At 57.5% G+C, this 23,480-nt stretch carries 18 protein-coding genes; 4 read left to right on the forward strand and 14 right to left on the reverse strand.

Annotated elements, in window-relative coordinates:
* Positions 1-30: 30 nt before the first annotated feature.
* Positions 31-1,383 (forward strand): bifunctional folylpolyglutamate synthase/dihydrofolate synthase, encoded by a 1,353-nt coding sequence (locus tag ACRQ1B_RS26920; protein WP_432297231.1) that lies wholly within the window; start codon positions 31-33, stop codon positions 1,381-1,383.
* Positions 1,384-1,439: 56 nt separating this feature from the next.
* On the opposite strand, the gene trxA is transcribed toward ACRQ1B_RS26920, so the two are convergent.
* From trxA to ACRQ1B_RS26980, 12 genes are all read right to left on the reverse strand, one after another.
* A complete protein-coding gene (gene trxA / locus ACRQ1B_RS26925) occupies positions 1,440-1,760 on the reverse strand; it encodes a thioredoxin (RefSeq protein WP_112730514.1) in 321 nt (106 codons plus the stop codon).
* A gap of 72 nt (positions 1,761-1,832) precedes the next feature.
* On the reverse strand, positions 1,833-5,378 hold the full coding sequence (addA, locus tag ACRQ1B_RS26930; RefSeq protein ID WP_432297233.1) for a double-strand break repair helicase AddA: 3,546 nt from the start codon (positions 5,376-5,378) through the stop codon (positions 1,833-1,835).
* Positions 5,371-8,571 carry a double-strand break repair protein AddB gene (gene addB / locus ACRQ1B_RS26935; RefSeq protein WP_432297235.1) on the reverse strand — a complete coding sequence of 1,067 codons (3,201 nt, stop codon included), beginning with the start codon at positions 8,569-8,571 and terminating at the stop codon, positions 5,371-5,373. The genes addA and addB overlap by 8 nt, the downstream gene beginning before the upstream one ends.
* Positions 8,568-9,299 carry a nucleotidyltransferase family protein gene (locus ACRQ1B_RS26940; RefSeq protein WP_432297236.1) on the reverse strand — a complete coding sequence of 244 codons (732 nt, stop codon included), beginning with the start codon at positions 9,297-9,299 and terminating at the stop codon, positions 8,568-8,570. Before ACRQ1B_RS26940 ends, addB begins: the two co-directional genes overlap by 4 nt.
* A gap of 10 nt (positions 9,300-9,309) precedes the next feature.
* The gene (gene tsaE, locus ACRQ1B_RS26945; RefSeq protein ID WP_432297237.1) at positions 9,310-10,839 is read right to left on the reverse strand and encodes a tRNA (adenosine(37)-N6)-threonylcarbamoyltransferase complex ATPase subunit type 1 TsaE; all 1,530 of its coding nucleotides are present in this window, start codon (positions 10,837-10,839) and stop codon (positions 9,310-9,312) included.
* Complete coding sequence (locus ACRQ1B_RS26950) at positions 10,836-13,421, reverse strand: sensor histidine kinase (RefSeq protein WP_432297238.1); 2,586 nt, start codon at positions 13,419-13,421, stop codon at positions 10,836-10,838. Before ACRQ1B_RS26950 ends, tsaE begins: the two co-directional genes overlap by 4 nt.
* 193 nt (positions 13,422-13,614) lie before the next feature.
* Positions 13,615-15,015 (reverse strand): adenosylhomocysteinase, encoded by a 1,401-nt coding sequence (gene ahcY, locus ACRQ1B_RS26955; RefSeq protein WP_432297239.1) that lies wholly within the window; start codon positions 15,013-15,015, stop codon positions 13,615-13,617.
* A 146-nt stretch (positions 15,016-15,161) separates the two neighbouring features.
* Entirely contained in the window at positions 15,162-15,431 is a 270-nt protein-coding gene (locus tag ACRQ1B_RS26960; RefSeq protein WP_432297241.1) for an HPr family phosphocarrier protein, read from the reverse strand.
* A gap of 10 nt (positions 15,432-15,441) precedes the next feature.
* Complete coding sequence (locus ACRQ1B_RS26965) at positions 15,442-15,843, reverse strand: PTS sugar transporter subunit IIA (protein ID WP_432297242.1); 402 nt, start codon at positions 15,841-15,843, stop codon at positions 15,442-15,444.
* A gap of 132 nt (positions 15,844-15,975) precedes the next feature.
* On the reverse strand, positions 15,976-16,425 hold the full coding sequence (locus ACRQ1B_RS26970; RefSeq protein WP_432297244.1) for an HPr kinase/phosphorylase: 450 nt from the start codon (positions 16,423-16,425) through the stop codon (positions 15,976-15,978).
* 22 nt (positions 16,426-16,447) lie between these two features.
* Positions 16,448-18,220, reverse strand: a complete 1,773-nt coding sequence (locus tag ACRQ1B_RS26975; protein WP_432297276.1) for a stimulus-sensing domain-containing protein — start codon at positions 18,218-18,220, stop codon at positions 16,448-16,450.
* A gap of 77 nt (positions 18,221-18,297) precedes the next feature.
* Positions 18,298-19,026, reverse strand: a complete 729-nt coding sequence (locus tag ACRQ1B_RS26980; protein WP_432297278.1) for a response regulator transcription factor — start codon at positions 19,024-19,026, stop codon at positions 18,298-18,300.
* Positions 19,027-19,356: 330 nt separating this feature from the next.
* Here ACRQ1B_RS26980 and ACRQ1B_RS26985 point away from each other — a divergent pair, with 330 nt between their 5' ends.
* The 3 genes from ACRQ1B_RS26985 to ACRQ1B_RS26995 all read left to right on the forward strand — a co-directional run bounded on the left by ACRQ1B_RS26985 (position 19,357) and on the right by ACRQ1B_RS26995 (position 22,138).
* Positions 19,357-20,967, forward strand: coding sequence for a phosphoenolpyruvate carboxykinase (locus ACRQ1B_RS26985; RefSeq protein WP_432297245.1), 1,611 nt, complete (start codon positions 19,357-19,359; stop codon positions 20,965-20,967).
* Between the two features lie 101 nt (positions 20,968-21,068).
* Complete coding sequence (arfB, locus tag ACRQ1B_RS26990; RefSeq protein WP_432297246.1) at positions 21,069-21,503, forward strand: alternative ribosome rescue aminoacyl-tRNA hydrolase ArfB; 435 nt, start codon at positions 21,069-21,071, stop codon at positions 21,501-21,503.
* Positions 21,504-21,526: 23 nt separating this feature from the next.
* Positions 21,527-22,138, forward strand: a complete 612-nt coding sequence (locus ACRQ1B_RS26995; RefSeq protein WP_432297247.1) for an alpha-ketoglutarate-dependent dioxygenase AlkB — start codon at positions 21,527-21,529, stop codon at positions 22,136-22,138.
* Between the two features lie 25 nt (positions 22,139-22,163).
* On the opposite strand, the gene coaA is transcribed toward ACRQ1B_RS26995, so the two are convergent.
* Together coaA and ACRQ1B_RS27005 are read right to left on the reverse strand one after the other, a co-directional pair.
* The gene (gene coaA, locus ACRQ1B_RS27000; protein ID WP_432297248.1) at positions 22,164-23,153 is read right to left on the reverse strand and encodes a type I pantothenate kinase; all 990 of its coding nucleotides are present in this window, start codon (positions 23,151-23,153) and stop codon (positions 22,164-22,166) included.
* Complete coding sequence (locus tag ACRQ1B_RS27005) at positions 23,150-23,473, reverse strand: phosphoribosyl-ATP diphosphatase (RefSeq protein WP_432297250.1); 324 nt, start codon at positions 23,471-23,473, stop codon at positions 23,150-23,152. Before ACRQ1B_RS27005 ends, coaA begins: the two co-directional genes overlap by 4 nt.
* Positions 23,474-23,480 lie beyond the last annotated feature (7 nt).

Below are 23,480 nucleotides of genomic sequence, written 5' to 3' on the forward strand. Positions count from 1 at the left end.
AGTATCGACTGAAAGTATGGGGCGGGTGGAATGACGGCGATGACGGAACCGGCGCCGAGCGAGGCAGCCAAGGAAATCGAGCGTCTGATGACGCTTCACCCCAAGGGCTTCGATATGTCCCTGGACCGTGTCTTGCGCGTTCTTGATGTTCTCGACAATCCGCATCTGAAACTGCCGAAGGTCATTCACGTCGCAGGCACCAACGGCAAGGGGTCGGTCACGGCCTTTTGCCGCGCGCTGCTGGAAGCCGGCGGCCACGCTGTCCACGTTCACACCTCACCACATCTCGTCAATTGGCATGAGCGCTATCGCATCGGTGTCAAGGGCGGGCAGGGCCAGCTGGTCGATGATGCCGTGTTTGCTGACGCACTCCGCCGCGTCGGCGAAGCCAATGGTGGCCAGCACATTACCGTTTTTGAAATTCTGACGGCCGTCGGCTTTCTGATCTTTTCGGAAATCCCGGCCGATGCCGTCATTCTGGAAGTGGGGATGGGTGGCCGTTTCGATTCCACCAATGTCGTGCCCAATCCGGCCGTATCGGTCATCATGCCGATCTCGCTGGATCATCAGGCCTATCTCGGTGATCGGGTCGAGCTGATCGCTGCGGAAAAGGCAGGCATCATGAAAAAGAACTGCCCGGTCGTCATCGGCCAGCAGGAATATGATGCTGCGCTTGATGTTCTTGTATCGACGGCGGACCGGCTGTCGTGCCCGGTTACCGTGTATGGCCAGGATTATTCAGCGCATGAGGAGTTCGGGCGGCTGATCTATCAGGATGAATTCGGTCTCGCCGACCTGCCGTTGCCGCGTCTTCTTGGTCGTCACCAGTTTTCCAATGCAGCTGCTGCCATTCGTGCCGTCAAGGCTGCCGGATTTGTCGTCACCGAGGCGATGATGGAAAAGGCGATGAATACGGTCGAGTGGGCCGGCCGCCTGCAACGTCTGACCGAAGGCGAACTTTTGCAACATGCTCCGGCTGGTTCGGAAATCTGGCTGGATGGCGGCCACAATCCGGGGGCCGGCGAAGCCATTGCCGAAGCCATGGCGGGGCTCGAGGAGCGCCGGGCGCGTTCGCTTTATCTTATTACCGGCATGATCAACACCAAGGATCCTGTCGGTTATTTCAAAGCCTTCACCGACATCGCAGAATATGTCTTCACCGTTCCGATCAGGGGGTCGGACTCAATGATCGATCCGGTCATCCTTGCGCATTCGGCTTTCGATGCCGGTCTGGTTGCCGAACCGTCATTGAGCGTCGTCGACGCCCTGAAGGAAATCGCCGAGCGGCAAGTGCCGGAAGATCCAGCGCCGCGCATCCTAATCGGCGGCTCTCTTTATCTGGCGGGCACGGTCTTGGCCGACAACGGTACACCACCAAAATAAAAAAAAAGCCCGGCTGAAACCGGGCTTTATTCAGTTCTATCAGTCATATGGCAAGATCAGGCTGCGCCGGCAATCCAGCTCGAAAGCGCTGTCTTCGGAGCTGCGCCAACCTTGATGTCAGCCACTTCACCGCCCTTGAAAATGGCAAGGGTCGGGATGGAACGAACGCCGAACTGGGCAGCCAATTCCGGGTTTTCGTCGATGTTCAGCTTGGTGATCTTAACCTTGCCGGCGAGCTCGGTCGAAATTTCTTCAAGGCTCGGACCGATCATCTTGCAGGGACCGCACCATTCAGCCCAAAAATCCACGACGACAGGCTGCGTGGAATCCAGAACCTCTGCCTGGAAGTTCGACATGTCTACTTTAACGGTAGCCATAGGGCTCTCCTTATAAAATCCGCGTTGGGCCAAATGTGCGCGTGGGCCTGACGAATTTCAATGGTCCCGGCATCACTTTGTTCTGAGTTCCGAAAGCGTGCGGGCCAGCAAATCATCCGACAGCCGAATGGCATGACCTGATTCGGTATAGACCAGCACGCAGTCGATTGCACGGCCCGGATAAAGCGGCGCGAGGATCTCCCGGTAGATTGCGAGCTGTGCCCGATGTGAGAATGGCGTCTTCTCTTCCGAACTAGGTGGATTGCGATTGGTCTTGTAGTCCATGATCATCACGCGGCTGTCGTTAACCACCAGCCGGTCGATACGGCCTGAGACAGCATAATCACGTTGATCGAGTTTCAGCGTCCCCATGATCGAGACTTCTGCCTGAGCATGGTCAGCGAATGCGTCGCTGAGGTCGGGAGCGGATAGAACGCCCATGACAGTTTCGATCAGCCGTAGCCGCTCTGCTTCTGGCCAGAACGGCACAGCGCGGGTTGCATAGCGTTCCGCTGCTGCGCGGCGTTCTGTTGGCGCTATGTCCGGCAGCATTTGCAGCATGCGGTGCGTCATGCGGCCCCGCTGAAGAGCGTGATCGGGGTTGGCAGCTTCGCCGAAGAGGGGTGAGGTCACCAATGCGTCATTCGCATCATCATCAATCATGGTGCCGGCACCAGAAGGGCTTAAAGGCCGCGGCAGCATTTTTTGTGCAGGCAGCGGCCGGCCAAGAGCTTCGGGAAGTGAGGTTTTGGTTTTGGCCTCCAGCTTCAGATCGTCCTTAGGGATCTGCCGGTTCACTGTGTTGTTCAGACGCCATCTTAAACCGGTCCAGCTTCCATCTGGACCGCTGAAATCCGCTGGCGTGCAGTGTTGATCATTGCCGCTCAGAGCACGCGAGATCATCGCCTGCCAACTATCCGGGTTTTCGCGCTTGCCGCGATAACCGCAAACAATCAGTCGGTCGGCTGCACGTGTCATGCCCACATAAAGAAGTCTGCGATATTCCTCCTCGGTCGAAATGCGCAAACGTTCTTCGTCGGCCTCGCTGAAGGTGTTCGAAAGGCCTTTGGAAGGCAGCCAGGCAGGAACGTCGATTTGGCCGACACGCAGCATTCGCAGTTTAGAGACATGGCTGTGCACGAAGGCCTTTGAGCCACTGTCGACCAGAAACACGACAGGCGCCTCAAGTCCCTTGGAGGCGTGAACAGTCATGATCCGCACTTCATTGCGGCCGCTATCCTGTTCGCGCTTGATCACCGGAGATTCCAGCTCAAGCGTGGAAACGAACGATTGCAGACCAGGCAGGCCACTCGTCTCGTGGTCCATCGCAAAGGTCAGAAATTCATCGAGAATGTCGCCGGCTTCGCTTCCAAGGCGGGCCAAAAACTGACGTCGGCCGCCGTCGGCGCCGAGAAGATGCGCAAACATGTCATGCACACTCATCGTCCGCGAGAAGGAAATATAACGTTGCAGTTGTTCGACAATGACCTGCAGCTTTGATGTTTCGCTCGCCAGCTTCTGGAGATGCGCCCACACGCCGACATTTTTCGGCCTGCAGCCGGCAATCTTGAAAACATCTTCTTCCGACAGATCGAAAAGCGGGCTTTTTAGAATGGCAGCCAGCGAAAGGTCATCGCCCGGTAGAAGCAGGAAGCGACCCAGCGCCAGCAGGTCTTGAATGGCAATATGGCTCGTCAGGCGCAGACGGTCGGCGCCGGCGACCGGAATGTCTCCACGGCGTTTGAGGGCGCGGGTGAGAGCATTGACGAAGGCATCACGCTTTCGCACCAGAACCAGCACGTCACCAGCGTGGATTGGCCGCTCGACGCCGTGGTCTATAATCGTTTCCTTGCCGATCATCGATCCGATGACATGGGCCATGCGGGTGGCGAGTATTGCGGACGGGGCCTTGTCCGGCGTCGCGTCGAAAGGCGCAGTCCAGTCCTCCTCGGCTTCCACGATGTCGGGCACAACCGTTTCCCAGAGATCGACCATGCCGGGATGGCCAAGGCGATTGGAGCGATGAATGATCGCATCGCCTCGAGCGCTGAGGCCGCGGGCATTGTCTTCCAGCGAAAATACCTGATCGACCGCACTCAAAACCTCTGCCGTGGAGCGGAAGGATAGAGGCAACCGGACCGAATGGAAGGACAGCCCGCTGTCGGTCACTTGTCGCAGCGTATCGTCGCGCTCCTGTGCAAACCGTTCGGGACGCGCGCCCTGGAACGAGTAGATAGACTGCTTTTCGTCGCCGACGGCAAACAGGGTTCGTGTCCCTTCGCGAGCACTGCGGCCACTATAAAAATCCTCGGCCAGCGATTTGATAACCGTCCACTGAACCGGGCTGGTATCCTGCGCCTCATCGACAAGGATATGATCGATGCCCTGATCCAGCTTGTAGTGCACCCAGGCACCAACGCCGTCGCGTGTCAGGAGGTTTGCGGTCCGGTTGATCAGGTCTTCGAAGTCGAGAAGGCTGCGTTGTTTCTTCAGATTCTCGTAGTCCTGATTCAGGCGATCGGCCAGCAAGAGTGCGGCTTCTGTTGCCGAAACCATGCGGAGGGTTCGCAAGCGGTCACGGCACGTTGCCACATGTTCGCGTGCTGCCGATACTGCTTGTGCCAGTTCCGGTGCAGCCGTCAGCATCGCCTTGGCCACCAGTGATGAATCGGCCTTTGGTTTGCCGTCCTTGGTCAAAAGTATGCGATCAAGATGATCGGCGCGCTTGACCTTATCTGTTTCTCGTTGCGCGAGCCGCAGACCGTAAGCGACATCGGTTACCTTGGCACCGCCACTGCGATCGGCAAGATCCAGATAAAGATCGAGCGTCGGACCGGACAGTCCGGGTAAGGGCCAATAACGATCCGCACCAGTTTCTTCGCTTTCATCCGCTGCCAACCCGTAGGCGCGCCGCAGCAGCGTTGCGGCGCCACCATCTGCGGCCGCCTTTTCCAGAAACTCCCGGATAGCCGTGCGGCTTGCAACGATATCGGAAAGCAGATTTTCAAGCCCGCTTTCATCGCCGAGATCGAGGACAAGGGCAAAAGCTGCGGCGAGCGCATCTTCTCCCTGCTTGGCGGTGGCCGTCAGAAGTGAACGGCGGGCTTCCGCCAGAAGTGTGGCAGCAGCGCGGTCATCCAGGACCGAGAAGTGTCCGGCGACATTGGCTTCCAGCGGAAACTGGTGCAGCAAGGATTCGCAGAAGGCGTGGATCGTCTGAATTTTCAAGCCGCCCGGTGTTTCCAGCGCACGGGCGAAAAGGCGGCGTGCCTCGGCCAACATCATTATGTCTGGTTGCTTGCCTTCCATGGCGGCAATCTGGTCACTCAGCGCCTCGTCCGACAATACCGTCCAGCCTGCCAGTCGCTGAAACACACGGTTGGACATTTCGGATGCGGCGGCTTTGGTATAGGTCAGGCAGAGGATGGAGGAAGGTCGACAACCGGACAGAAGAAGTCGGATGACGCGTTGGGTTAAGACATGCGTCTTGCCGGAACCGGCATTGGCTGAAACCCAGGCGGAGCTGGCCGGATCTGAGGCCAAGGACTGTTGAACACTGGTCCAATCGATCCATTGGTCAGGATTGTCATCAATAGGCTGCGGCAAGTTTTCACTCATCGCCGTCGCCTTCTTCGACTTCCGCCGTCGACCATTCGGCAACTCGAGCTAAGTGATCGTAATCACCATCATAGGTATTTTGCATTGCCGGCACGAGGCGAGACGAAAAACCCGCTTTGCAACTGCGCAGAAGATTCACGAAACCGGCCAGTTGTTCGCGGCTTTCACTGGCTAGGTCGATCGCGGATTTCGGTTGAGTGCGTTCGGTTTGCTTGGCGTATTCGTTGTTCACGGTATCTGTCTTGAAACGATCGCCAGGTCTGAGGCGCACATATGTCAGCTCCTCGGGCGTCAGTGCCGGCATATCCTTGAAGCCGCCGGCGAGAAGTGCGGCTGCTTCCAGCGCCAGTTGCGGATCGAGCAACGAGCGAGCCTGATTGACGGAAGGGCTTAATCCGGTCTTGTAGTCGATGATATCCGCCCGGCCCGATCCTTTTATATCGATGCGGTCGGCAACACCGGTCAAACGGATGCCGGCTTCCGGTATATCGAATCCGGCTGAGATTTCTGTCAAAGTGCTGCGGATATCGGGTGCGCGCGCTGTCTCCCAAATCAGGAAAGCCTCTACAACTTGTATAAAGCGCGGCCGCCAGACCTGATCGATATGTGGCGGCAATTTCTCCGCGTCGAAAAGCGTTGTGGTCAGTCGCATTATTGCTTGGCGCGCTACCGGTGTGCCGGGGACATGACCTTCGCGCGTATATGCATCTATGATGCGGTGATAAAGCGTGCCGCGCTGCGCTGCGCCTGGATCCTCGTTGAAAGGTTTGAGCGGATCGAGCTTGAGGATACGGGCGGCGTAGATGGAATAGGGGTCACGTCGCAAGCGGCCGACTTCGCTGAACGAATATTTTGTCGGCTGCAAATCCGCGGGAGGTGTCGGTGAAGGGCGTCTGGAAACCACCTGCGGTGGTGCGTCATCAATCATGCCTGCCCATCCTCGGTAGACCTCGCCACGAGCGCGTAGCTCGGCGGCAAAATCCTGCCCGCCAAGCGCCAGCAGCCGCTGAAGCCAACGGGAGGCGACTGTGGGTGCCGTACCCTGCCGCATCGACCGGGAATAGATGAGGTTGCGTGTGCCGTTCGCCATCTGAAAATCGTGTGCCAACTGGCCGATGCGCCGTTCCGGCGGTTCAAGACCAAGATCAACCTTCATCGTGCGGGATAAAAACGGATTGTTGACTGACTGCCCCGGCCATGATCCTTCGTTAAGGCCTCCGAGAACCAAAGTATCGACGCTCTGCAACCGGGCTTCCAGCGTTCCGAAAATGAAGAGGCGAGGGTGGCTGAGTGCCTTGGGCTTGACTGCTTCAGCCGTCGTCAGGGCGGCGACAATGTCGATCCATTGCGGGCCATCAGCTTCCATCTGGCCGTCTGTTTCAATCACTTCAGACAGCATATCAGCTAGTCGTTCACCGGCCTCGCCGGTCCAAAGCGCCGATAGATCACCGTGCTCGTTCTTGGCGATTTCTTCCAGTACCCGACCAGAACGCCTTGCCCATTCGGACAATGGCAGCTTTGCCGTTTTGCCGCGCCCACTTGGCAGTCGGCCCAGAACTGCCGATGCCAAAGGCTCGACTGCTATGGTTATCTGTTCGGCCAGCCGTCTTGCTTGATCGGCAGCGCTTTTCTGTAGTGAAAGACGCCATTGCGGTGTGTGTCGATCGTCTTTCTGCTCCTCAAGGCGACGATCAAGCAACGGGCCAAGCATGCCGATATCGATCTCGCCGATGCCGCCGCGCAGTGCAATAAGCTCAAGCGATTGTGCGGCGTTTCGCACATCTGCTTCGGTCAAGCCAAATCGGGCAAGCGGATGTTTGAGCAGTGAAACGATCGGCACCGGGTCTCCCGGTCGCAGAACCGCCTCCAGCGTCAGTTGCAGTAAAGTTCCTTGGGGTGTCGATGACAGCGGCGTGCCGGCAGTATCGTCGGCAAGAATGCCGAAGCGTGCCAGTTCCGCCATGACGCGACGCGCGAGCGCGCGGTCCGGCGTTATCAGCGCAGCTTGCGATTCACCATGTCTTCCCGGCTTTTCCAATGCTAGGCGCAGGGCAATCGCAATCGCTGTTGCCTCTTCGCGCTCGTTGGCGGCTTCGATGAGAGCGATATCGGCAAACGCGCTGCTGAGCGCCTCTTTGTCAGCGCGCGATCGCCATTCGCTCCAGTCGTCAGTCGCTTTCGCAGGGGTCAAAGCTTTCGACAAGGTTTTCGAACGAAAGGTCAAATCGTCGGGAGAGGTGTCGAGGATTGTCACTTCACCGCGGTCGATCTGAAGTCGTTTCAATAGTTTGGCGAGTCCGAACTGCGGGTGGCTGCGCGCAGCGGGCTCGGATCGCTTGTCTCGAAACGGGTTGTCTTCAAGCAATGTCCAGTCTTCGTCGGACATGTCCTGATCGAGACCGGGGAGAACAACAACACCATTGGGTAATGAGGCGATCGCTGCAATAAGATCGGCTGCCGCCGGCACCGAACCCGTGGAACCGGCGACGATAACTGGGCCCTGATGATCTCTGACTCCGATCCGGCGTGCCTCACCGCGCAGAATAGCGGATTGATGTCGGGCAGGTGAAGAACGTCGCAACTCTTCCAACCGGGCCGGCCAAAAGGCACTGGCGATTTTCAGAAATTCGGCGGTCAGCTGCCACCAGAGCGGATGTTCGGCCGTGTCGAGATTTTCGAGATCATTCCAATCCCGTTCTTCGGTCTCGATCGAATCGATCAGCTCCGCAAGCGCCCGCGCAAGCCAGATGGCGTCGGCCGGGCTGGCAGGTGCCACAAGCGGAGAGGTAGAATGAACGGCAGTGATTGCCAGCGGCAACTTGTTGCGCCAGGCAAGGATCAGGCGTGCAAGTTCAAGCAGTCGCGCAACACCGCCAATCGGCAGTGCAAGGTCCATTTCCTCCGGAGCAGCCAGATCGAAATAACCGCTGTCGTCATCGGTTTCGCCTAGCGGACGGATGATCGGCAAAATGGCCGAGCGACCGCCCAGCAGATCAACGAATTCCGAACGCAGCACGCGGGCGGCGCGACGGGTCGGCACAAAGATAGTGACTTTGGACAGTGAGAGCGGATCCACCGCATCATGCTGAAAACCATCGACCAGCGAACCATCCAGAAGCTTGGATGCAATCGTATTGAGAAACGGCACCGCAGGCGGCACCGTAAAAACCCGTTTATGACGGGTGGCAGTCATGCGCCCACCCCGGCTTGTTCAAGCACACTCTCTGCCTCGACAAGCGCATCTGGTGTGCCGACGGTAATCCAATGGCCGTCCATTCTGATGCCATACAGGCGGCCAGCGGAGATGGCACGGTCGAAATAGATATTGAGGTTGAAGGCATCCTGCGGCGCATCGTGGAAAAGCGACGTGTCGAGAACAATTGCACCCGCATAGACCACAGCCTCACCGGAGCCCTCGGTGAAACGGGCAAGCTTACCATCGGGAGCAAGACCAAAATCCTTCTTGCCATTATGGCCTGTGGTGTTTTCGATCGGCACACAGAGCAGCGCCATGTCCATTCGCTCGGCATCGAAGAACTCGGCGAGGCGCTGGAGGTTGGTTTTTTCGCCGGTTTTTTCGCCGATCCAGAACAGATCGGCATTCATCACGAAAATGCGGCCCGGCTTGATAAGTTTGAGCCCTTTCACCAACCCACCACCGGAGTTCATCAGCCCGGTGCGTTCATCGGAAATGGAGATGTCCAGACGCGGGTAGGCGGCGAGATGCGCCTCCATCTCGTCGGCAAAATGATGAACGTTGACGGTTGCGCGGGATACACCCGCATCGGCCAGACTGTCCAAGGCATAATCGATCATCGCCTTGCCGCCCACTCGCACAAGCGGTTTCGGCATTCGGTCTGTAATCGGCCGCAAACGGGTGCCGAGACCTGCGGCCAGCACCATCGCATCTTTTATCGTCATGATCGCCGTATCAGTGATTCTGTGATCGAGTTTCGTCAGGCACTATACCAGCCTGCCTCAACCATTCGCGCAAGGGGGCAAGTGCGTCATGGTCGATCGCTGCGAAAAGATAAGTCAGCGTACGTGGCATATGCCGCATGTAGCCGGGCTTGCCGTCCCGCTGCATCAACCGCACCCACAGGCCGGCCAGCTTGCAATTGCGCTGTGCCGCCATGATTGACCAGGCTTTGAGAAAACGCTCTTCGTCAAAGCCGCCCTGCTTGTGGCGAAGGCGAAGGTAATTGCCCATGAGCGTATCGGCGAGTTCGGGTTCGATGGTGACACGCGCATCCTGGACCAGCGAGGCGACGTCATAGGCCGTCGGCCCCATCATTCCATCCTGGAAATCGATGATTCCAACCTTGCGGAGACCCTCAGCCTTCGATTGCCAGATAATGTTGGGCGAATGAAAGTCGCGTAGCAGAAGATGAGTCTCACAGCCCGAAAGCTTGGCAATCAGATCATCCCAGATTGCCAGATATGTTTCGCGCTGCTCAACGGATACTGGGCTGTTGTTCTTCCATGGCAGGTACCAGTCCAGAAGAAGTCGTGCTTCCATTTTCATGGCCACCGGATCGAAATCCGGCACATGGTGGATGCGATTGTCGCCGAAGGGAATATCCTGCCGCGCTGTTCGACCATGCAGATAGGCGAGGGCGGCGACACTTTCCCGATATCGCTCGGCGATCGGGTTTCCGTTGTCATCCAGCACACCGTCTGAACCAATGTCTTCGATCAAAAGAAAACCGGCTTCATAGTCGGCGTGGTAGATTTCCGGAGCTGTCAGCCCGATGTCCCGTAGATAACCGCCAATCGCAACGAAGGGCTCGACGTCTTCGGCGATATGCGCCACCTTCGGATAGGGTTTGCCGTCCAGGACTGCCGGACCCTCCGGGCGTTTTGGCCAGTCCATGAGGATAACAGAGCTGCCGTTGGGGTCGCGGATTTTCTCGTAGGCGCGCATGACGGAAGCGTCGCCCGTGAGAAAACGTCGTCGGCTGCCGATATGACCGTGGCTGTCGAGAAAAGACCGGATGGAAAGCGTGCGAGCTATACGTTCAGCGCGTCCTCCCGTTGCCGTAATCGTCGCCGTCCGTCCTAATCCCATATTCTCCAGTGTCAGGACAATGCGGTCACCAGGCAGCGCTCCGGCTGCAACTTCCGGCCACTCGACAATACAAATTCCGTCCGACAAAGCCTCGTCGAAACCAAGTTCGTCAAGCTCGGAACTATCTGCCAGCCGATAGAGGTCAAAATGCGCAACGGGCAGACGCAGCGCGTAAACCTGGACCAGCGTGAAGGTTGGGCTGGGAACTTCCAGCTCTTCGTCATCAGCCAGAGCACGCAAAAACGCTCGGGCAAGAGTGGATTTTCCGGCACCAAGATCACCTGAAAGCGCAAGACAATCACCTGCCTTCAGGGCCAGCGCCAGATCCTCGCCGAGACGGGCCGTATCGGCCTCATCTCTCAGGTCTATCGTGAAAACGGTCTCTTCCGTCATTCGGCAGCGACAGAGCGGGCATTGAGTGCGCTAGGGATGCGGCAGGTTACAGTCGTGCCCTGACTTGGCCCGCTTTCAATACGGACATCCCCGTGATGAAGCGTCACAAAGCTTTCGACGATCGAGAGGCCGAGGCCGGCACCGCTGCGCTTTCCGCCCTTGTTGCTGGAGGAGAAGCGGTCGAACACCGTTTTCAGCATGTCCTCGGGGATACCTGGGCCCCTGTCGGAAACCGAGAAATAGAAATCCTCGCTCTGCCGCCAGCAGTTGAGCGTGATCGTCGAACCTTCCGGTGCGAAGTTTGTGGCATTCGTGATCAGCTTGATGAGGATTTGCTTGAGCCGCTGTTGATCAGCAATGATGGCGCCAAGACCGTTGGGCGCATTGATTTCCAGCGTAACGTTGTTTTCCTGTAGACGATTGGCGATCTGTAGGGAGACGTCATCGAGCAACTCGTCGATGTCGGTCTCATTATAATTCAGCTGCATGATTCCGGCGTCCACAGTCGCCAGATCGAGAATGTCGTTGACGATCGTCAGCAGAATGGATGACGAGGTGGAGATGTGATCAACATACTCGGCTTGTCGTTCATTAAGATCGCCCAGCCCTGGTGTCTTCAGCAGGTCGGTGAAACCGATAATGTTGGTCAGCGGCGAACGGAGTTCGTAGGAAACGTGCTGAACGAAATCGTTCTTCAGTTCGTCTGCCTTGCGCAGCGCTTCGTTCTTTTCCTTGAGTGCGCGTTCCGCCAGTGCACTGTCGGTGCGGTTGACGAAGGTGAGCATGGTCTGTGCGTTAGGCAATGGGATAACCGCATAGTCCAGAACAAGGCCGGAATGCAGCTCGAACGTGCCTTGCAGAGAAGGCCGTTCATCATCGAAATTTGTCAGCATCTGGCCAAAATGGCGCCAGCCATCCGGCTTGTCGTATTCGTAGGCGCAGGCCGCTTCGATGGCACGGATATGCGTGCCGGGCTTTGCTTGCTCTTCCGTCACGTTCCAGAGAACACGAAAGGCCGGGTTGGAGAGGCGAATACGCCCGTCTGGACCAAATACGGCCACACCTTCGGAAAGATGATCGATCGTCTCGCCCTGAACCTTGACCAGCGTGTTGTAGCGGGTCTCAAGATCCATCTGCTCGGTGAGATTTTCAAACACCCAGGTCGCGCCACCCTGCGGATGCGCGGTGGCAATCACCTGCAGTGTCTGGCCGTTCGGCAAGTGCCAGCGATCGGATTGAGTATCGAGCGAGCGATAGACGGAAAGAACGGATTCCTTCCAGTTGCGCCAGTTCAATTGCTCCGGCAGCTTGTTCTGACTGCGCAGGCGATCCAGCATTTCTGCATTACCCGGCCTGCTTTCAAGAAAACCGAGCTCGAAGTCCCAAAGTCTGACAAAGGCCTGATTATAGAATTGCAGCCGCTGTTCGCCGTCGAAGATGGCAACCGGCGTCGCCAGATGATCCAGTGTTTCAGCGTGACTTTTCAGCGTGCGTTTCAGCTCTTCGCGAACGGTTTCCGCCTCGGACACGTCGATAGCCATACCGGCAGAGCCGCCGGGACCGACCACGTCGGAAATATCGAAAATGGTGCGATTGCCGCGTACCACCGTCGACATGCGGTCATGGAATGGCGAGGCTGCTGTCGCGGTTGCGCGAATTTTTTCACGCGCGATGGTGCCCAGAAACTCCTGTCCTTCCCGCGCCGCTGCCGATGGAGACGCAGCTTCCACCGCATCACTATAAGCATGGTTCACCCAAGTCAGGTTTCCGTTACTGTCGCGCCGCCACACCGGCTGCTCAAGGCTATCGAGCAAAGATTCGAACAGTGACATCGAGTTGGACAGCCGCTCGCGCTCAATCTTCAGTTCCGCAAGCTCGGCGCGTAGATTGTTGAGCGCGATAAACCGCACAAACGCCTTGCCGCCAGAGACGCGGCCCTGAACCTCGAGAATTTCATTGCGAAACGTCTCGATGACCATATCGAAGCTGCGCGCGTCACCACGTAGCGCTTCGATGGCTCGTTCCAATTCCGATGCCGAGGTCGTGCTCAACCAGCGCCCGAATGCCAGGAAATCACGATTTTCCACAGGCGCGCCGGTTTCGACTGGCAATTGGCCCAGAAATTCGGGACGGCCAGGGCCAGCTTCCCAGATCACGATCCGCCGGTTCTTTTCAGCAATAAGCGCTTCGTATTTTGAAATTTTCTGCTGCGCATCTGAAAGAGCGCTGCGGACATCCCGGCTTTCGGCCTCGATATTTCCTTTCTGGCGAACCAGCCAGATGGTTGACAGCAAAGCTGCTGCCAAGGCACCGATTGTCAGCGTCGGAACCATGATTTCTGTCGAAGACAGAATGCGTCCAGCCTCAAGCCCGGCTTCCTGTGCAAAGGCTGCACCAGAAAAGCTCGACAGAGCCGTGCCCGAAAGCGCAATTGCCGCCCAACGCATAACACGACGCAGACCCCGCGGAGCGAGGTTACGTTCTGTTGCCATGCCTTGGCAAAAACCTGTCTGTGCCGAGGCCTCGTTGCCATCGACATTCATTTCGGCCCGCTCAAGCAAGGCCACATTTCCAACCGCCATTCCGGTCTGTCTCCGTCCATGTGCCGCATCGTCGACAAGACATTCCAGTCCGCGCAACGCAGAAAACGGCGCGAATCAAGTCTTACAACAATACTTGTTTCCGGATTCAGCGGGAAGGTTGGTGCAAAAAAATAGGCTGCAGACGTTTGTCAACGGCTGCAGCCCTATATGTTGTGGATGAACCGGCTAATTATTAGTAGCGGTAGTGTTCAGCCTTGAACGGACCCTGCTGCGGCACGCCGATATAGGCAGCCTGTTCCGGAAGAAGTTCGGTCAGCTTCACGCCGAGCTTTTCGAGGTGAAGGCGCGCGACCTTCTCGTCGAGGTGCTTCGGCAGGATATAGACCTCGTTCTTGTAGACGCCCGGCTTGGTGAACAGTTCGATCTGCGCCAGAGTCTGGTTCGTGAACGAAGCCGACATTACGAAGGACGGATGTCCGGTGGCATTGCCGAGGTTCAGCAGGCGGCCTTCAGAGAGCAGGATGATGCGGTTGCCGGCCGGGAACTCGACCATGTCGACCTGTGGCTTCACGTTGGTCCACTTGAGGTTCTTCAGAGCCGCAACCTGGATCTCGTTGTCGAAGTGACCAATGTTGCCGACGATTGCCATGTCCTTCATCGCACGCATGTGGTCGATGCGGATGACGTCCTTGTTGCCGGTTGTGGTGATGAAGATATCTGCTGTCGAAACGACGTCTTCGAGGACGACGACTTCGAAACCGTCCATGGCAGCCTGAAGCGCGCAGATCGGATCGACTTCCGTGACCTTGACGCGGGCGCCGGCGCCCTGAAGCGAAGCGGCAGAGCCCTTGCCGACATCGCCGTAACCGCAAACGACGGCGACCTTGCCCGCCATCATCACGTCGGTGCCGCGGCGAATGCCGTCGACCAGCGATTCCTTGCAGCCGTACTTGTTGTCGAACTTCGACTTGGTGACCGAGTCGTTGACGTTGATGGCGGGGAAGGGTAGCAGGTCTTTCTTGGCCAGTTCGTAAAGGCGATGAACGCCTGTGGTGGTTTCTTCGGTGACGCCCTTGATGGCGTCGCGCTGCTTTGTGAACCAGCCCGGCGAAGCTTCGAGGCGCTTCTTGATCTGTGCGAACAGGATCTCTTCCTCTTCGGAGCCTGGGTTCGACAGTACGTCTTCTCCGGCTTCGGCACGGGCACCGAGCAGGATGTACATGGTGGCGTCGCCACCGTCATCGAGGATCATGTTCGAGGTGCCGCCATCGGTCCACTGAAAGATCTTGTCGGTGTATTCCCAATATTCGGTGAGCGTTTCGCCCTTGACGGCGAAGACCGGGATGCCGGCTGCTGCGATCGCAGCTGCGGCATGGTCTTGGGTCGAAAAGATGTTGCAGGAAGCCCAACGGATATCGGCACCAAGAACCTTCAGGGTCTCGATCAGAACGGCAGTCTGGATCGTCATGTGCAGCGAGCCGGAGATGCGCGCACCCTTTAGCGGCTGCGATTCACCGAACTCCGAGCGGCAGGACATCAGGCCCGGCATTTCGGTTTCTGCGATGTCGAGTTCCTTGCGGCCGAAGTCAGCCAGCGAAATGTCGGCGACGATATAGTCTTTCTCAGTGGTCATGAAGGATCTCCAGCTCAAAGATGGCGCTCTTCCACTGGAAGAGCCGTAAACTCCGCCCATGGGGCGGTATTAACGCTGGGATGTAGCAGGCTTATGGCGGGCTGGCAACAAGACATAAAGAAGTCTTTATATCTTTATCTCTTTCTTCAGGCGTCTTCGCCAAATTTGTTGGCGACCAATTGGTCAAGTGCTTCGAGCACGGCTTCCGCCTGCTCGCCAGACGTCGTCACCGAAATGCTGCAGCCGGGGCTTGCGGCCAGCATCATCAGGCCCATGATGGAGGTGCCGCCGACGGTCATGCCATCCTTGCTGACGCTGACCTGAGCATTAAAGCCTTCGACGGTTTGTACGAATTTTGCGGAGGCACGTGCGTGAAGCCCGCGTTTATTGGTGATCAGGAGGTCGCGGGAAAACATCTCCAAGGCCTCACTTGCCACTTAGAACGCGGCTGGCCACGTTGATGTATTTTCGACCCGCTTCCGATGCTTCGACCAAAGCCTTCTGCATGTCGTTGTCGGCACGAATGCCGGCAAGCTTTATCAGCATGGGCAGATTCACACCGGCAATGACTTCGGTCTTGCCGCTGCTCATTACCGAAATCGAGAGATTGGAAGGCGTACCGCCGAACATGTCGGTCAGGATGATGACGCCATGGCCATCGTCTGCGCGCTCGACGGCGTCGACAATATCCTGCCGCCGCTGGTCCATATCGTCTTCCGGGCCGATACAAATCGTTTCTATATATTTCTGAGGACCAACGACATGCTCCACTGCATGACGAAACTCTTCAGCCAGCTTGCCATGAGTGACAAGCACCAGTCCGATCATGAAATGACCCCTTGGAAGACATGAACGCAGGCCTTATTCGCGCTGCAACAAGTGCCATCGCGGTGGGGTGCCATCTTCTATATGTGAGCCCGAAGTGCAAGCTAAAAATGAAAACTGTCCCGCTGAGACATGTTAGTGAATCAGATCAGGTTTCATGCTGGTTATAATTTTGAGCGGAAAAGTTGCATCGCCTGCTATACGCACGAGTGGCAAATGAAGACCATTTGGAAGCGCATATGTTTCTTCGTCTGGCGGTAATCTATCTTCTTTCTGACGCTCCACAACCAGAATGGCAAGGTGCAGAACTGACGCGTCGATACTGATGATGTTCGCAATGCCGGAGTGTCTAATTTCGATTAGCCCTGACGTTGCCGAAGGTCTTGTCGCAATGATCTGTCCATGCGCCTCTTCAATGAAAACCTGATCGTCGGCTATCAAGGCAAAATATTGTCCCGCATGCTGAGCAGCCTCAATGCAAGTCAGCGCCAGCAATGATTTGCCAGCGCCGGATGGGCCGACAAACAGAAAGCCGGATGTACCGATAACAATCGCAGTACCATGGACGTTGGTTGCTTTTGTCACCGTTTTCACCTGATTGTCGCGTTCAAGGTTGCTGGCCGGAGGGAAGTGAAAGAATAAAGCGGGCGCCAGTTGTCGTGCCGGTCTTTTCGTCTCTCAGATTCTCTGCGCGCAACGTGCCACCGTGCGCTTCGGCGATCTGCCGGCTGATGGAGAGGCCAAGGCCGGAGTTCTGGCCAAAACTCTCGCCTTCTGGCCGGTCCGTATAAAAGCGTTCAAAAATGCGATCGATATCTTCCGCCTGGATGCCAGGCCCGTTGTCATCGACATGGACGACGCAGCGGCCCTTGCTGCTCGTGAAGAGATGAACCTTGATCCTACCGCTCTTTTCCGGAACGAAAGAACGCGCATTCTCAATAAGGTTGGTGACGATCTGGCCAAGACGCAGGTCGTGCCCCGGAACCGTGAATTCGGATTTTACATCGGTCTTGCGATCGACGGCAAGGTCGATCTCGACCGGCTTGCGACCGGTACGGATCTGCAGCGATATATCGACAAGATTGCTGACCAAAGCCTCCATATCGACTGGGGCTGAATCCGACCGCGCCAGTTCCGCATCCAGTCTCGAAGCATCGGAAATGTCACTGATCAGACGGTCCAGGCGGCGTACATCGTGGAAGATGATATTGGTCAGCCGCTGTTTGGAGTCCTCGCTCTTGGCGAGCGGTAGCGTTTCCACGGCGCTCCTCAGCGAAGTGAGGGGGTTTTTCAGCTCATGGCTGACATCAGCAGCAAAACTCTCGATTGCGGCAATGCGATCGTAAAGCGCATTCGTCATGTCACGAAGAGCGATCGAAAGGTTGCCGATTTCGTCCTGGCGAGCGGAAAAATCCGGGATTTCTTCACGCTGCTTGGCGCCACGACGCACGCGAATGGCAGCTGCAGACAGCCTGCGTAGTGGATTGGCGATCGTGGATGAAAGAAGCAACGAAAGCAGAATGTTCACGAGCGTCGCGACACCAAAGACGCGCATGATCGCCAGGCGTTCGGCATGCACGATATTATCGATGTCGCCGGCTTGGGTCGAAAGTAGAAGTACGCCGAGCACGGCGCGGGAGCGCTGGACCGGCACGGCAACCGATACGATCAGTTCCCCGCGATCCGTTACGCGCACCACCGCGCCACGTACACCGGTCAGCGCATTCATGACTTCGGGATAGATCGAACCGTCGCCACCGGGCGCTTCCTTATAGCTTGGCAGGTTGCCGGGCTGGAGCATGCGATTGAACAGGCTGGCGAGCCACTCGTTCCAGGTCTGCTGCTCGTTTTCGATCGGCGGAAGATCGAAGCGCAGAACCTGGCCGCGGGAATAGAGATGGCGGGAATCAAGAAGCAGATTGGCGTCGGCATCGAACAAGCGCGCGCGTGTTCGCGTCGGAGAAATCAGTCGTCGCAGAACCGGCGCCACGCGCTCAGGATCGATCGGGAAATCGAGATCCTCGTCGTTGGGCACGGGCGTGATGCTTTGCCCGGCCTGCAGTTCCAGCAGTTTTTCCGGGTCGATGGTAATCGAATTGGTATCGACGGATGCCGAGGCGGACACGGCGGCCGAAATGATCTCGCCCTGTGTCAGCAGGCTTTCGACGCGCGCATCGATCAATCCTTCGCGGAACTGGTTGAGGTAGAGAATACCTGCCACCAGAACCACGGTTGCGGCGATGTTGAAGAACAGGATCCGCCGCGTCAGGCTGGAAAAGACGGCATGCCCGAACACGCGGCGAGCAAGCGTAAACGGCCGTGACCACAGCCGTCTGTTCGCCTGCCGCGGTTCACTCGCGTAAGCAACGTCCTTATCGATAGCCGGGTCGGCCAAGTCCTATTCCTTTCCACCGCCGAATCGCCGCCGGTTGTGACAGGGTCAGTGCCCTATCGCAATCATGCGGCTTCGCGGAAGCGGTATCCGACGCCATAAAGCGTCTCGATCATGTCGAAGTCGTCATCGACCATCTTGAACTTCTTGCGAAGCCGCTTGATGTGGCTGTCGATCGTGCGGTCATCGACATAGACCTGCTCATCATAGGCCGCATCCATCAGTGCGTCACGGCTTTTGACGACGCCGGGGCGTTGCGCCAGCGAATGCAGGATCAGGAATTCCGTGACCGTCAGCGTCACCGGCTCACCCTTCCAGGTGCAGGTGTGGCGTTCTTGGTCCATGGCCAGCTGACCGCGTTCCAGTGTCCGTGCCGCCTGCTGGTCTGCGGATTTGGTGCCTGTCGCGCCACCGGCGGCCGCTGCTTCGCGGTTGGCGGATCGGCGAAGGATGGCCTTGACGCGTTCCACCAGCAGGCGCTGCGAGAACGGCTTTGTGATGAAATCGTCGGCGCCCATCTTCAGGCCGAACAACTCGTCGATCTCTTCATCCTTGGAGGTGAGGAAGATGACCGGCAGGTCCGAGCGCTGGCGCAGGCGGCGCAGCAGTTCCATGCCGTCCATACGCGGCATCTTGATGTCGAAGATCGCCAGCTGCGGCGGGCGGGCGGTCAGACCATCCAGCGCCGACGCGCCGTCGGTGTAGGTTTCGACCCGATACCCCTCGGCTTCCAGTGCGATTGACACTGAAGTGAGGATGTTGCGGTCGTCGTCCACGAGCGCGATTGTCTGCATTCTTTCGGTCTCCGTCGTCGTCATCGTCAAGGCGTCTCCTGGAAATCGCCCCCGCCTTTCGGCTGCCCTGTTGATGCGTTCTGAGTATAAAGGTGGAACAAATTGTGGCAACGTCAAAGGGCAGTTGCAGATCCACCTTTAGATTAGCAAGCTGAATTGACGGTTCGCATGTGGTGATCAAACCGATTTAAAACAGAAGAAAATTCTTTAAATCGATTAAATATTTGATCTTGCTTGTCTTTTTTAAGTTTGCGTATTGCCTATTTAAAAAACTGACACTAGTTTCCGGCGTCATTGGCAATCCGAGTTTAAAAGAAGGGAAAGCGTGACATGGAGCAGATCGGACTTCATAATCCGGCGAATGGTGTAGAGGTTATCGGCCTCTCCGGCGCTTCGAGCGTCCGCTATAACCTCATCGAGACCGAGCTTTACGAAGCGGCTCTCGCAAATAAGGAAGCCGAACTGACCATCGATGGCGCCCTGCGCGCCGTCACCGGCCAGCACACCGGCCGTTCGCCGAAGGACAAGTTCGTCGTTCGTGACACCAAGACCGACAGCCAGATCTGGTGGGACAACAACAAGCCGCTTTCGCCGGAACATTTCGAGTTGCTGCGCAAGGACATGTTCGCCCATGCCGCCGGCAAAAATCTCTATGTGCAGGATCTGATCGGTGGCGCCGACGCAGAAAACGCATTGCCGACCCGCGTTGTCACCGAATTCGCTTGGCATGCCCTGTTTATCCGCAACCTGCTGATCCGTCCGGATCGCGGCACGCTGTCGGGTTTCCTGCCGAAACTGACGATCGTCAACCTGCCGAGCTTCAAGGCGGATCCGGCACGCCACGGCTGCCGTTCGGAAACGGTCATCGCCTGCGACCTGAGCAATGGCCTGGTTCTGATTGGCGGCACGTCCTATGCCGGTGAAAACAAAAAATCGGTCTTCACGGTTCTCAACTACCTTCTGCCTGAAAAGGGCGTCATGCCGATGCACTGCTCGGCCAATGTCGGCCCGGATGGCGATGCGGCCGTGTTTTTCGGTCTCTCCGGCACCGGCAAGACCACGCTGTCGGCGGATCCGAACCGCACGCTGATCGGCGACGACGAGCATGGCTGGGGCGAAAACGGCATCTTCAATTTCGAAGGCGGTTGCTATGCCAAGGCCATCAAGCTGTCGGCCGAAGCCGAGCCGGAAATCTATGCCGCGACCCGTCGTTTCGGCACGGTACTGGAAAACGTCGTTCTCGACGAAAACCGCGTGCCGAATTTCGACGACAATTCGCTGACGGAAAACACCCGCAGCGCCTATCCGCTGCATTTCATTCCGAATGCCTCGAAGACCGGTATCGCGCCGCACCCGAAGACGATCATCATGCTGACCGCCGACGCGTTCGGCGTCATGCCGCCGATCGCCAAGCTGACGCCGGAACAGGCCATGTACCACTTCCTGTCGGGTTACACCGCCAAGGTTGCCGGCACGGAAAAGGGCGTGAAGGAGCCGGAAGCAACCTTCTCCACCTGCTTCGGCGCGCCGTTCATGCCACGTCATCCGACCGAATACGGCAATCTGTTGCGCGATCTGATCGATCGCCATGGCGTCGATTGCTGGCTGGTCAATACCGGCTGGACCGGCGGCGCTTATGGCACCGGTCGTCGCATGCCGATCAAGGAAACCCGTGCTCTCCTAACTTCTGCCCTGAATGGCAGCCTAAAGAGCGCCGAGTTCCGCACCGATGCCAATTTCGGCTTTTCCGTACCGGTGACCGTACAGGGAGTTGACACAAGCATTCTCGATCCGCGCTCCACATGGTCGGATGGCATTGCCTATGACCAGCAGGCCGCCAAGCTGGTGGCGATGTTCATCAGCAACTTTGCCAAGTTCGAGGATCACGTCGACAGCAAGGTGCGTGATGCCGCTCCGGGCATGCTGATCGCAGCGGAATAAATTCCTGATTCACGTGGAACATTGAACCGCCGGTATCGATTTCGATGCCGGCGGTTTTCTTATGCCCGTGTTTGTGGGAAGGAGAAACCCGGAGACAGGACATGGCCAGCGACCCCCTCATCATCAATCACCGTATCACCATCGCCGGATGGGAGCTGACCGAGCAGTTCGTGCTTTCGGGTGGTGCCGGCGGCCAGCATGTGAACAAGGTGTCGACGGCTGTCCAGCTGTTCTTCAACATCACAAATTCACCCTCGTTGCCGGATCGCGTCAAGGAAAACGCGCTGCGATTGGGTGGCCGACGTGTCTCCAAGGATGGCACGCTGATGATCGAGGCCAGCCGGTCGCGCAGCCAGGATCGAAATCGCGAGGAGGCGAGGGAACGGCTGAAGGAACTGATCCTCGAAGCCGCAAAACCGCCACCGCCGCCCCGCAAGGCGACCAAGCCGACAAAAGGCTCCGTGGAACGCCGACTGAAGGCTAAGTCGGGGCGATCCGAGGTCAAGAAGATGCGCGGACGTCCCTCGGGCGATTGATCGATAACCGGGGAGGAGAACCTGTGGCGACGTTGACGAATGGCATAAGACACCTACCGGGTTATCTGGATCGTGCCGCACAGGAACATCTGGTCGACGTCATCCGCCGGATCGTTGTCGAGGCGCCGCTCTATGTGCCCGTCATGCCCGGCACCGGCAAGCCGATGTCTGTTCGCATGACCAATTGCGGGCCGCTTGGCTGGGTAACCGACAAGGTGCGCGGTTATCGTTATCAGTCTACACACCCGGTGACCGGCAAAGCCTGGCCCGAGATGCCGCGGGAACTTTTCGATTTGTGGGAAAAGCTGGCGGATCATGCAAGGCCGCCCGAAGCCTGCCTCGTCAATTTCTATAGCGACGACGCAAAAATGGGTCTGCATCAGGACAAGGACGAAAACGCGTTTGACGCGCCGGTTCTGTCCATCTCGCTCGGCAATACCTGCCTTTTCCGCGTTGGTAGTCTCGATCGCAAGGCACCGACGGGATCGTTCAAGCTTTCAAGCGGCGATATCGTGCTTCTGGGCGGTGAGGGGAGGTTGGCGTTTCACGGCGTGGATCGGATTTATCCCGACACGTCGACGCTTCTGAAAAATGGTGGCCGCATCAACCTGACGCTGCGACGGGTCAATTCGTAAAGAGAAACGGCCGGCGATACATCGCCTACAGTTTTCTCAGAGAAACCGTCTCGATGAAATGATCCCGGCCCTTGCGCAGGATGAGATCGGCACGTGGCCGCGTCGGCAGAATGTTCTGGCGCAGGTTTTTCAGGTTGATGTTCTGCCAGAGGTTTTCGGCGACGGCCAGGGCGGCATCGGTGTCGATTGCGGCATATTTTTTGAAGAACGAGGTCGGGTCGCGGAAGGCAGTTTCACGCAGTTTCATGAAACGCTGCACATACCAGCTGTGAATCCGGTCCTCGTCCGCATCGATATAGATCGAGAAGTCAAAGAAGTCGGAGACAATCGGAATGATTTTCCCATCCGTCGGCAGCGTTCGGGATTGCAGGACGTTGATGCCTTCGAAGATCAGGATATCCGGCCGGTCGACGGTCGTGAATTCGTCCGGCAGAACATCGTAGGTGAGATGCGAATAACGCGGAGCCTGCACATTCGGCTCACCGGCCTTGATGGCCGACAGAAAACGCAGAATGGCACCGACGTCGTAGCTTTCCGGAAACCCCTTGCGCTCCATCAGGTTTTCACGCTGCAGAACGGCATTGGGATAGAGAAAACCGTCCGTGGTGATCAGATCCACCTTCGGGCTGGAAGGCCAGCGCGCCATCAATTCCTTCAGGATACGGGCCGTGGTGGATTTACCGACGGCGACCGATCCGGCAATGCCGATGATGAAAGGCGTCTTGGTGATGTCCGACAGGCTGAGAAAACGGTTTCGCTGCTGGAAAAGCAGTTGCGACGCCTCGACATGCGAGGACAGAAGACGCGACAGCGATAGATAAATCCGCCGCACTTCATCGATATTGATCGGGTCGTCGAGAGAACGCAGCCGGGCAATTTCCTCGGCCTTCAGGGTCAGCGGCGTATCTGCTCGGAATTTTGCCCATTCATCTGCGGTGAAGTGGTGATAGGGCGAATAAGGTTCCGTTATCATGCCGACCTCAAATGCCTCGGCGGGCTGCGGCGCACTGGTCATGATGGTTGACGGCTAGCCTTTTCCTGAAGACCGGATTGTCCGGTCCGGCGCTGGAGTTCATCCAGCACATCCTGTAGCGGGATATCGGCAATCTTCAATACGACCAAAAGATGATAAAGAAGGTCCGCGCTTTCGCCGACAAGGTCCTTGCGGTCCTGCGCCACGGCGGCAATGACCGTTTCGATCGCCTCTTCGCCGAGCTTCTTTGCCGCTTTGGTCTGGCCGGCAGCGACGAGCTTGGCTGTCCAAGATTGATCCGGAGACGCCAAGGCGCGCTCCGCCACGATCTTTTCCAGATCGCTCAAAGAAAATTCGCCCAAGTCTGCC

The organism is Endobacterium panacihumi (genome assembly GCF_050847465.1).
Taxonomy (GTDB): Bacteria; Pseudomonadota; Alphaproteobacteria; order Rhizobiales; family Rhizobiaceae; genus Neorhizobium; species Neorhizobium panacihumi.